The following is a 10,212-nucleotide window of genomic DNA, read 5'->3' on the forward strand; positions in this document are numbered from 1 at the left end:
GAGTGAGTATATTATATTTAAAGTTTTGAAGAATATTGTAACTTCACATGGTGTGAAACATTAGAAAGGGTGTCTCATGATTATGGAAGAGCAACCAAAAAAGATAAGAAAACGTAGACGTCGTAAAAAGAAAATGCCTGTATGGCTAAAAGTACTAATCACATGTTTTCTTTTATTTATTATCGCAGGTGCAGCTTTTGCAGGGTTTACTTTTTATAAGTTAAACCAATTGAGTACGAGTATTAATGAAGGTACGGAAGAGAGACAAGCTTCTAAACTTAGAAGAGAAGATGTAAATGTTGATAAAAAAGACCCGATTTCGATCGCGTTATTCGGTATTGACTCTGACGAATCTCGAGATGGACTCGGCGAGCGTTCGGATTCGATTATTCTTTTATCAGTGAACCCAAATACTAATAAAACGGTAATGGTAAGTGTCCCGAGAGATACGCGTGCTGAAATTGTAGGGAATGGTACGGTTGAGAAAATTAACCACGCATATGCATATGGTGGACCAAGTATGGCTAAGGATTCCCTTGAGAATTTAATGGATGTACCGATAGACCACTATGTAAGCATTAATATGGATGGCCTTAAGGATCTAATAGATATCGTTGGTGGTGTTACTGTTACAAGTAATGCTACGTTTACTGTAAAAGGGAATTCGTATGTAAAGGGATTACCTTATGACATGGATGGTACTGAGGCTCTCGCGTTTACGAGAAGTCGTTATGAAGAAGGTTCTGGTGGTGACTTTGGTCGTCAGGATCGTCAACAACTCGTCGTTGAGGCATTAGGTCAAAAGTTATTATCCGTTGGTTCAATTACGAGAATTAACTCGATTGTAGACACACTTGGCTACAATGTAAAAACAGACTTAACGATGGCGGATATCCAAGATATTGGTACCAAGTATAATGGTGCACGCCGTAATGTTGAACGTATTCAATTAGAGGGTACTGGAGAAACTATGGAAGACGGATTATGGTATTTCTTACCTGACGAAGACAGTCTAAAAGAAGCAGAGAGAAAGTATAAAGAGAATTTAGAGATAGAATAGAAATAGCTGAGATATTTAATATCTCAGCTATTTCTTTAAATCATTTTGAAAGTCTATCTCAAAGCCTAAGTGATGGAGATCAATATGACTTTCGTACTTTTTAATAAGATTTTTAAATCGTGAAAGAATTTCATTATTCCATGTATTTTTATCAGGATATAGTTCCTTTATAATTACAAATAATGGCCACAAACTTCTATTGCGCGAATTGTTGTTAAACCCTTTTGGTATTTGTGTAAATGTATTATAGTAAATACGATCAGTGTGCGCGCATATATTACGTAGAATAGTTATACAATGGAACCAACTTTTTAACTTTGCATAATTTATTCTATATAAATGAGCGATTTGCTTTTGATCACTTATTTTTAAGTCACTATAAAAAATTGAAGTAGTTGTAAGAGAAAACATTTCTACCATAACCCATATTGGGAAACGAGAATTATAGTTTTTCTTATGGTGTTTAACATACAGTTTATCCTTTTGCTTTCTTTTTAGCTTTTCGATTGTTTCAAGGAATTTTGTATGATTGTGCATAGCATTAAAATTATTCTTATTTAAATAACCTTCTGAACCATATTTATGTGCACAATAATATGCTAACTTAGTCTTCAAGTCTGTTTCAATAGGTTCTATCATTTCGAGAATTAAATTTCTAAGTTCTCTATCGAAAAGGTAAATATTATAAAGTCGATTAAAATCGATATTTTGATATTTATCGTTCTGAGTCTTAAAAGGAAGTAAGTAAGCTGAATTTTTATAGTAGTTAATTTGAGAAAGAATCTTTTTAGTTTGTTCTTTATCAGTAGTTGAACAACCTCTTTGCTCTAATTTAGCGATTTGCTCATCATAAGTTATTGGAGGCTTTAAGTCTTTCAAACGTCTTCACCTTTATAAAAAAATGTCTCCCACTGGGACACATCATCATAGATGAGAGGTGCGGGGAGTCCTATTAGATTCATAATATAATAATATTTAATAATAGTCAATAGAAACAAATTATTGTTGATAGAAGGTGTGTTAGATGAATAAAATATATAGTACATTTGAAATGTTATATATGCATTTTACTTTTCCTATTTTAATTTTGTTAGTAATATTAATATTTTATAAAGAATTTAAGAAACTTTTCGATGTGTTAATTAATAAAATAAGAGAAGCTGATGATATTAAACTAGAATCTTCAAACATTATTTTAGAGCTAGCTAACAGAGAGAATAGCATTAAGAAGCAATTAGAGCTAATTTATGATAAAAACAGATTATTGCAACAGAAACTTGAAGAAAATAGAGGTGGATTAGATACCGGCGGTGGAGGTGGGGAAGGAAATATATCGTCGCATGAATATGAGCTTATAACAAATCCAAGATATTTGCGCCAAGAACTCAATGTTAGAAGTGCTAAAGAGTTAATCACAGAGCTCTATGATTTATATTATCATAACCGAATGATATATCATGGGCCTGAAGATAATTTAGTCCTTAATACTAAAGAAGAAATCGATGAATTTTACTCATTCTCCAAAAATATAGAAAATGAGAGTCTAATTACTGAAGATTTAGTAATAAATTTCCAAAAAATTATTAAAGCAATTTTAGATTATCAACAATATTTATCTTCAGTAAAATTCTTAGAAGAATATAATTAAAAACCTTAGCAAAACTGATGGTTTTAAATATGGACTATTATATAAAAATCATAAGTAATAGTGCAATATACAACTATTACTTATGAAATCTTTTATCAACATATAGTGATAAAGTATTTAAAATAAATTAAAATGCATCAATCTAAGAGATAGTATAATAATCGAATTTGCGCAGTAAATTCGGTCTATTTAAACCGTCACCGTTATTTTCGTACCTTTTCCTTCTTCAGACTCTACTTCTATTTCACCGCCGTGTAGGTCGATGATTTCTTTAACTATGGCCATTCCAAGACCGTTTGATGGGATGTTGTCTTCGGCACGATGGTCTTTGTAAAATCTCTCGAATAGATGCGCTTTTGTGTCTTCGTTCATACCGATGCCGTCATCTTCTACGATGATTGCTACACGCTCATTGTTTTTTCTGACATAGATATTGATTTCACCGTAATGATTCGTGTATTTAATCGCGTTAGTGAGTAGGTTCGTAATCGCCTGATATAAGAGATGGCTGCTGCCATATATTTCGATATCTTCAACGTGCGTCATTAAAAAGATTTCTTTTTGGTCGAGCATGTATGACTGACTTTGGACGATTTCGTTAATAAATGGTCGTGCACCGAAGTGCGTTTTCTCTAGCTGTGATTCACTCTGTTCAATTGAAGCGAGGAGTAACAGTTGCTTTGTTAACCCACTCAGTCGCTTCGCTTGGTGTTCCATATTTTGAATCGTGTCTTTATTGTATTCTCGTTTTAATGATTCAAGTTGCATGAGTAAGTTCGCGATAGGCGACTGGATTTCGTGTGACACGTTTGCGACGAATCGTTCGTTCGTTTTTTGTTGATCACGAATCGCTTGACTCATATGCGCCATCTCACGTTGCAGTGTTCCGATTTCATCGCGTCTAGTGACAATGTTTTCTGTCGTATATTTTCCTAACCTTATGTCACTGGCGAAATTCTTTAACCGAATGACCGGTGCGATTATAAAGTTAGACGATAAAGCAACAAATATAATCGAGAAAACGATTAAAAGACTCAGTAGAATCGCTAAAAATATACGAAACTCTCCCATACTTTCTCCGACGTTTGGTCTCATAAATACGGAATACGTCTCACCGTGAATTGTGACATTTGTACCGACTGTGTTTTTCGTTTCATTGTCAAAGAATCCTGTAATTAAAATGTTGAACGGTCGATTTTTAATTCCGTGATAGATGTCACCTTGCAATGCATCTTCTGACAAGTTATCGAGTCGAAACGGATCGCCGTAAAATTGTTTTTCTCCGTTTTTAATCACGACGAGTTGAAAGTCTAAACTCGCGATTTGGTTAAAAATTTCTTCAGCAGGTCTCTTATCATTTTCTATAAACTCTTTTTGTTTTAATAACGTTTCAGTAATGCGCGCGTCGTTTTTTTCTTTCTCATAAAAATGGTAGTAGACGTTTGAGAGTAGGAATGCGAGTATGCTGCTTATTGCCATAACAACGAGTGTAATGACGATAAAACGCGTCGACAAATGTTTAAAGTTCATGGACTTGATATCCAATCCCGCGCACTGTTTTAATCTCAATACGAGAGTTTACAGCACTGAGTCGTTTTCTCACACGTTTAATATGCACGTCTACTGTACGTTCGTCACCTTCAAAGTCATATCCCCAAATTTCTTCAATGAGCATATCTCTACTACATACATTCGGATAATTGATGAAAAGATTCTCAAGCAGCTCGAATTCTTTTCTCGGGAAATATAGTGTTTCAGAATCGACTTCAATTAAGTACGCATTACTATCTAAAGTGACATTTCCAATCGTCGTACTTGATGATTGACCGTATCTTGAAAGGACCGCTTCAATTCTAAATTTTAATTCTTCTGGTTCAAACGGTTTTGTCATATAATCATCCGTTCCAGCTTGATACGCTTCACGTTTATCATATAATTCACTTCTCGCTGTAAGCATAATGACCGGTATATCGTAATCATTTTTTATATGCTTACAAAGCTCAAAGCCGTTCATATACGGCATCATGACGTCGACAACAGCGAGGTGTATGTTTTCATCTTGTAAAATATCGAAAGCTTGCATAGCGTCTTCAGCTAGAAACGGTGTGTAGTCAGGCTGTAACTTTGATGCGACCATATCACGAAGGGACGCTTCGTCGTCTACAATTAAAATGTTAACCATAATTTCCTCCTAAAATAATTTGTTCATATTGAGTTCATAGTAGCGGTGTAATATACACAGTGAAGGAAGGGATAGCCAATGAAAATCGCTTTTAAAGAACTCAAATACTATAAATTCAAATACTTAATGATCGGCATAATTTTATTTTTACTCGCATTTTTAGTCATGTTTGTTTCAAGTTTAGCACAAGGGCTTGGAAAAGATAATATATCAATGATCGAGTCATTATCTGGCGAAGCAATTTTAATTGAAGACGATTCAAACAACGAGATTCAGCAGTCGGTGTTAAGTGAAGATGTCGTAAATGACGCACGCGACAATGGCTATAAAAGTCTGTCGATGACACCTCTAAGATTTGAAAACAACGACAGCGTACAGCTCGTATATACCGATGCTGTGAATTTAAATATTGTTGAAGGAAGTCAGCCAAACGGAAAAGATGAAATACTCGTTGACAGTACGATGGCAGCAAGCTATAACGTTGGCGATACAGTTGAAGTAAAGGACTCAGATATCACGTATAAGATAAGCGGATTTGTGAAACGTCAAATGTACGCGCACACGCCAATCGCTTTTACAACAAAAGAAGGATTCGAAAAGATTAAAGAAGCCGACGTAAATATTATGGTAGGTAGTGATGAGTTTAAAGCAGACGGTATCACGACGATTACGAAAAAAGATTTAATGAACGGCATCCCGAGCTATCAAGCAGAGCAGTTACCACTCAATTTAATGATCGTGTTTTTATTCGTCATTTCTGCGATTGTGATTAGTGCATTCTTCTACGTTATAACGATACAAAAAACGAAAGAATACGGTATTTTAAAAGCAATCGGCACAAAAAATATACGTATGGTATCGATGATCGTCACTGAAGTGTTTGTCATCGTTATTTTAAGCACACTAATTGCGATTGGCCTCACGTACTTACTGAGTACTTTATTACCAGTAACGATGCCGTTTTTCGTAAACAATAAATTAGTCGTGTTATTATTTGGATCATTTATGGTTGTATCATTAATTGGCGCATTATTATCAGTAATTAAAGTCGTAAAAATCGATCCGTTAACTGCGATAGGAGGGGATTAATGTGTTAAAGCTAGAGAATATATCAAAAACTTACGGTAAAGGTGATACTCAAACTGAAGTGCTAGAAGATATCAACTTAAAAGTCGACAGTGGAGAACTCGTCGTATTATATGGACCGTCCGGTTCAGGGAAAAGTACGCTACTATCGATTATCGGTGCTCTTTTATCCCCAACAGATGGAAAGATTATTATGGATGGAGACGACTGGACGTCTTATAAAGATAGCGAAATGACAGACTTACGACTCGGAGAAATTGGATTTATATTTCAAGAATCGCACTTACTGCCATACTTAAAAGTGCGTGAGCAACTCGAGTTTGTCGGACGTGAAGCGGGTATGAGTAAAAAAGAAGCAAAAGCACGTGCTGAAGAAATTCTTAAACTATTTGGACTTGAGCACCGACTCGACCATTATCAAAAATCATTATCTGGTGGTGAACAACAACGCGTCGCAATTGCTCGTGCGTTTATGAATAACCCGTCACTTATATTAGCAGATGAACCAACCGCATCACTCGATTTCGAACGAGCAGTACAAGTCGTCGAAGTCATCCAACAGCGCGTCAAAGAAAACGGCGCAGCATGCATCATGATCACGCATGATCAGCGCATTTTCAAATACGCAGATCGCCTATACGTCTTAAAAGGCGGCAAGTTACAAGAAGAAAAAATACAAGATAAAGAAAGCGCATAGAGATAAATAAACTTTCTCCTTCTGTAGAATTCTCGCGGATTCCCCTGAACTATTCCTAGATTCCCCCTAAAGATATAGGATAGTTTGGGGGAATCTTTTTTGTGGGGAGGGGGAGTAATTTAACTGAGAATCGTCGGTGGAGTGCCGGATTCGCCGTCGATTCTGGTTATCGCCTGCGAAAATGAACTCTCGCCGACGCAGCCAGCATTATCGTCGGCGAGTTTTTATTTCACCGACGGTAACAACAGTATCGTCGGCGAAAAATGGGCTTCTCAATAATTCGCCGACGATTCGGCAATTTCCGACGGCGAATAGAAATTTGGCCGACGATAAGTCCCATAGCGTCGGTGGAAATCTCATTTCACCGACGATTCGGCCGAAATCAAAGAGTCGCCGGCGAATAATCCTATTCACCGACGATTCGAACCAATTTCCAGCCGCTAGCCGAGCACTCTCATTCAAATTCACCGTCCGCACGCACCGCTACTTTACAAGATAAAATACTACGGGGCTTTTCTTCTTCATCGTAATGTATAATGCGTACCGCGACCTTTGTTGTGACGCACGCATTCTTCAGTTAATACTTTTTGTAAATTGTGTTTTGTGAGAACCCCGCCTGAGAAGTCGATGAGTGCGGGTACAGTAATTTTCTCTGTCGGAAAAAGGACAGAGAAGTCCCGAGCGGTTTCAAGAACTCTTTCTTTTACTGAGGTTTTCAAATCGCATGTCTCGCAAGTAAAAGAATTTCGCCCAGATAGGTGAAGCGGAGAACCGTCGTTAAAGCAAAATACATTTTTCTTTAAATTATCATATTGATAGATGACTTGTGCGGGGCGAGTGTCTTTTATATTATGCGCGAGTAACTTTTCCTTTAACTGAAGAGTGGTATCATTCACAGCATCTCGGTTTCTTGCCAAGTTGTCTAGCACGCGCCGCAGTTGTGCACGGGTAATAATCGATAGGTGATCTGGTGCATTATACAAATGGAATTCCTCGTTTATAAACACGACATAATGACGCACCGATTTTCGTACACCGATACGCTGCAATAACTCCCGAAACTTACTCGACGCTTCATCGACTTGCCTTACAGGCGACGGGATTTTTTGCATATTATGATATACATAAAATTCATCATCTTTATAAATAAAATCACCGATATAATTTTTTACTTCGAATAGTATGCATTCATTATTAGATAAAGAAACAGTATCGATTTGACGCGTCGAGCCATCAATTTCAAACGTAAAATCATGGATACTTGTACACGTATTATACGAAGCTAAAATCTCAGAAAACTCATTTTCACCTTCAAACCCACGCTCTAATCGCTCTAAGTAATATTTAGCATCATCATTGAGCGGCAAGCGCCACTTTAACGCACGCAACTGCTGATGCGCAAAACTTCTTTCCAACATACAAAACCTCCAGCTGTTTTACGCTTATATTAGCTGATAAAGTACAATCAGTCTAAAAGCAATTTTCTAGTTTCCGTTCTTAAAATACGTAGTATTTAAAAAAACATTCGCGGTTTTTAAGTAATTCCTATAGCAGATTTTTAAAATCTGTATGCAAAATAAAAAAGATGAGTCTCCTCATCTTTATTTCACTTCATTGACGTATGCGATTATTCCGCCGTTTAAGTTTTTAAATTCGTAACCGAGTTGTTCTAAGTATTGTGATGCCATTTCACTGCGTTTTCCAGAGCGGCAATATGCATAATATTCGCGGTCTTTCGGTAAATCAAACGTCTCGATTTCGTCAAGTGGATATAGAAGCGCACCTGGAATGTGTACTTCATCGTATTCTTCTTTTGAACGCACATCGATTAACTGCTTGTTGTCCGCGAGTTTTTGTAATTCATCTTTAGTAAAATTTAGCATTTCTAACTGTTCCATTAAAATCCTCCCAACTTTATCTCTAATTTGATTTTATATGAACTCCTCCAAATTGCATACAAAAAAACACCGTATCCGATTCGGATACAATGTTTGAAACTAATCTTATTCTTCGCCGCTAAGTTTGACTAAGATTTTCGCTTGGCTTTTATCTTCAATTAGAGTGTTGAAACCTTTGTCGATAATTTCATCAAGCTCGATTTCACTTGTGATCATTGGGCTTGGGTCGATTTGACCTGATTCAATCATTTTCACAGTTGCTTCAAAAATGTCTGGCTCGTATCCAAGTGTAGAAGAAATTCTTACACCACTTGTTGTGAGTAACATTGGGTTGAAGTCGATTGCTCTTTCAAAGATAGAAACGATTGTTACCATACCTCTTGGGCGAGTTGATTTAATAGATTGTTCTAACGTAATCGGTACACCAGCAACTTCAAATGTACGATCTACGCCGTCTGGATAGAACTGGTGGATATACTCGATAGGGTCTTCTTTACCACTATTTAATGTGTGAGTTGCACCGAATTCTTTCGCCTTTTCTAAACGCTCGTCTGATAAGTCGAATACGAAGATATCTCTCGCACCAGCCGCACGTGCAGCAAGTACAGTCACGAGACCAATTGGTCCTGCACCGTAAATCGCAACAGACTCTGCAAATTCCATTTCAGATTTACGAATCGCTTGTAACGCAACAGCTGTTGCGTTACAAGTGCACCAATTTTAAGTGAAGTTGAATCTTGTAATTTAACGATATTCTCTTTTGGAACAACGACATAATCAGCGAACGCACTATCACAACCAAGACCGATGAAAGTACCTTCTTTATAGAAGTCATATAACGGATTCGGGTGTAAGTTATTCGTTAACGCTGGGTTTACACATACTTTATCTCCAACGTTTAACCCTTCAACACCTTCACCTAACTCCTCAATGACACCAGAAAACTCGTGCCCCATAACGACCGGACGCTCTTGACCAGTGATTAGGTTCGGTTCATCACCAGGGATGAAGATCGGGCCACCAAGATATTCGTGTAAGTCCGTACCACAAATACCCGTCCAAGCAACCTTAACTTTCACAAGACCATCTTGAACTTTAGGCTCTTCGACCTCTTCAATACGGACGTCTTTCGTGTCATAGTAAACCACTGCTTTCTTCAAAAACACTCCTTTTATATTTATATATCTATTATACCCAGTGAACGTTCATTATTATGCATAATAAGAAGAAAAAATTCGGCGATTTTGTGAGAAGTTAGAATTTTTGAGTGTGTTTAGGCGATTGATGAGTGGGGGAGCGGGCTTTTATTCTTTTTAAATCGATGAAAAACTAGGGTTGCATGACAATATGGGACAAACTATCGCAAATCGATGAAAACCTACGGGGCTGGCGCGAATCGTCGGTGAAACGAACTTCCCACCGACGCTGTGAGACTCATCGTCGGCCAAATTTCTATTCGCCGACGGGAATTGCCGAATCGTCGGCGAATTATCGAGAAACCACTTTTTCGCCGACGATACTCGGTTTACCGTCGGTATTTTAAAAACTCGCCGACGATAACCCTGTTAGCGACGGTGAAGATTTCAGTTCGCCGACGATAGGGGGTCATACCAGTTACGTCCATATAATTGTGTAAAATAG

Annotated in this window: 9 protein-coding genes and 1 pseudogene; 4 read left to right on the top strand and 6 right to left on the bottom strand. The window is 37.3% G+C overall.

What is annotated here, in order from left to right; genetic code table 11:
* Nucleotides 1–82 precede the first annotated feature (82 nt).
* Entirely contained in the window at nt 83–1,060 is a 978-nt protein-coding gene (locus HMPREF2767_RS01415) for an LCP family glycopolymer transferase (RefSeq protein WP_070622325.1), read from the top strand.
* A 27-nt stretch (nt 1,061–1,087) separates the two neighbouring features.
* Here HMPREF2767_RS01415 and HMPREF2767_RS01420 read toward each other — a convergent pair whose 3' ends face one another.
* Nucleotides 1,088–1,939: an Abi family protein gene (locus tag HMPREF2767_RS01420; protein WP_070622327.1), complete on the bottom strand. Its 852-nt coding sequence runs from the start codon at nt 1,937–1,939 to the stop codon at nt 1,088–1,090.
* A gap of 145 nt (nt 1,940–2,084) precedes the next feature.
* Between HMPREF2767_RS01420 and HMPREF2767_RS01425 the strand changes: the two genes are divergently transcribed.
* Nucleotides 2,085–2,708, top strand: a complete 624-nt coding sequence (locus tag HMPREF2767_RS01425) for a hypothetical protein (protein ID WP_068129421.1) — start codon at nt 2,085–2,087, stop codon at nt 2,706–2,708.
* A 189-nt stretch (nt 2,709–2,897) separates the two neighbouring features.
* Here HMPREF2767_RS01425 and HMPREF2767_RS01430 read toward each other — a convergent pair whose 3' ends face one another.
* Both HMPREF2767_RS01430 and HMPREF2767_RS01435 read right to left on the bottom strand, forming a co-directional pair.
* A complete protein-coding gene (locus tag HMPREF2767_RS01430) occupies nt 2,898–4,238 on the bottom strand; it encodes a sensor histidine kinase (RefSeq protein ID WP_070622330.1) in 1,341 nt (446 codons plus the stop codon).
* Entirely contained in the window at nt 4,228–4,890 is a 663-nt protein-coding gene (locus tag HMPREF2767_RS01435) for a response regulator transcription factor (RefSeq protein WP_070622332.1), read from the bottom strand. The genes HMPREF2767_RS01430 and HMPREF2767_RS01435 overlap by 11 nt, the downstream gene beginning before the upstream one ends.
* A gap of 78 nt (nt 4,891–4,968) precedes the next feature.
* Between HMPREF2767_RS01435 and HMPREF2767_RS01440 the strand changes: the two genes are divergently transcribed.
* Together HMPREF2767_RS01440 and HMPREF2767_RS01445 are read left to right on the top strand one after the other, a co-directional pair.
* The gene (locus tag HMPREF2767_RS01440) at nt 4,969–5,979 is read left to right on the top strand and encodes an ABC transporter permease (protein ID WP_070622333.1); all 1,011 of its coding nucleotides are present in this window, start codon (nt 4,969–4,971) and stop codon (nt 5,977–5,979) included.
* Between the two features lies 1 nt (nt 5,980).
* Entirely contained in the window at nt 5,981–6,673 is a 693-nt protein-coding gene (locus HMPREF2767_RS01445) for an ABC transporter ATP-binding protein (protein ID WP_070622335.1), read from the top strand.
* Between the two features lie 521 nt (nt 6,674–7,194).
* Here HMPREF2767_RS01445 and HMPREF2767_RS01450 read toward each other — a convergent pair.
* The 3 genes and pseudogenes from HMPREF2767_RS01450 to HMPREF2767_RS01460 form a co-directional block, all read right to left on the bottom strand.
* The gene (locus HMPREF2767_RS01450) at nt 7,195–8,091 is read right to left on the bottom strand and encodes a nuclease-related domain-containing protein (protein ID WP_070622337.1); all 897 of its coding nucleotides are present in this window, start codon (nt 8,089–8,091) and stop codon (nt 7,195–7,197) included.
* 183 nt (nt 8,092–8,274) lie between these two features.
* A complete protein-coding gene (locus HMPREF2767_RS01455; protein ID WP_068129412.1) occupies nt 8,275–8,571 on the bottom strand; it encodes a rhodanese-like domain-containing protein in 297 nt (98 codons plus the stop codon).
* A 105-nt stretch (nt 8,572–8,676) separates the two neighbouring features.
* Nucleotides 8,677–9,731: pseudogene (locus tag HMPREF2767_RS01460) on the bottom strand (2,3-butanediol dehydrogenase).
* Between the last annotated feature and the right edge of the window lie 481 nt (nt 9,732–10,212).

The organism is Nosocomiicoccus sp. HMSC067E10 (assembly GCF_001810835.1).
GTDB lineage: Bacteria > Bacillota > Bacilli > Staphylococcales > Salinicoccaceae > Nosocomiicoccus > Nosocomiicoccus ampullae_A.

What these genes read in the sequence shown, in the direction of transcription:
- HMPREF2767_RS01415 (WP_070622325.1), top strand. Translation starts at nt 83, where the DNA reads ATGGAAGAGCAACCAAAAAAGATAAGAAAACGTAGACGTCGTAAAAAG.
- HMPREF2767_RS01425 (WP_068129421.1), top strand. Translation starts at nt 2,085, where the DNA reads ATGAATAAAATATATAGTACATTTGAAATGTTATATATGCATTTTACT.
- HMPREF2767_RS01430 (WP_070622330.1), bottom strand. Translation starts at nt 4,238, where the DNA reads ATGAACTTTAAACATTTGTCGACGCGTTTTATCGTCATTACACTCGTT.
- HMPREF2767_RS01435 (WP_070622332.1), bottom strand. Translation starts at nt 4,890, where the DNA reads ATGGTTAACATTTTAATTGTAGACGACGAAGCGTCCCTTCGTGATATG.
- HMPREF2767_RS01440 (WP_070622333.1), top strand. Translation starts at nt 4,969, where the DNA reads ATGAAAATCGCTTTTAAAGAACTCAAATACTATAAATTCAAATACTTA.
- HMPREF2767_RS01450 (WP_070622337.1), bottom strand. Translation starts at nt 8,091, where the DNA reads ATGTTGGAAAGAAGTTTTGCGCATCAGCAGTTGCGTGCGTTAAAGTGG.
- HMPREF2767_RS01455 (WP_068129412.1), bottom strand. Translation starts at nt 8,571, where the DNA reads ATGGAACAGTTAGAAATGCTAAATTTTACTAAAGATGAATTACAAAAA.